This window comes from Sulfoacidibacillus ferrooxidans (genome assembly GCF_022606465.1).
Classification (GTDB): domain Bacteria; phylum Bacillota; class Bacilli; order Alicyclobacillales; family SLC66; genus Sulfoacidibacillus; species Sulfoacidibacillus ferrooxidans.
Genome location: NZ_JALBUF010000143.1, coordinates 1 through 255, shown reverse-complemented (window position 1 = coordinate 255; position 255 = coordinate 1). Strand labels below are relative to the sequence as shown.

1 protein-coding gene is annotated in these 255 nt (G+C 50.2%); it reads left to right on the top strand.

The genetic code is table 11. The features are described 5' to 3' along the window. Window positions 1–255 (top strand): hypothetical protein (locus tag MM817_RS16755; protein WP_241717215.1); only part of this gene is annotated, 255 nt, incomplete at both ends.

Sequence of the window (255 nt, the reverse complement as noted above, 5' to 3'; positions counted from 1 at the left end):
TCGCTCACGACATGGGGTTGCTAGAACTGACGATTTTCGCTCTGTGTACCAAAGAAGTGCGGGCGTATCGTGTGCCCTTAGAAGAACTGTGGATGGAAATGTCGGAACTGTTGGGGCTTGAAATTCACTATCGTGAACGATTACGCGCAGAAACGGCTCAATTTCGTACAGGTGGGTATCTCTTTTACGGTGTGTTAGCGGGATCGCTCCTTGTGGCCTATCCCTTTGCAAAATCCTACATGAGTGGCACCGTGC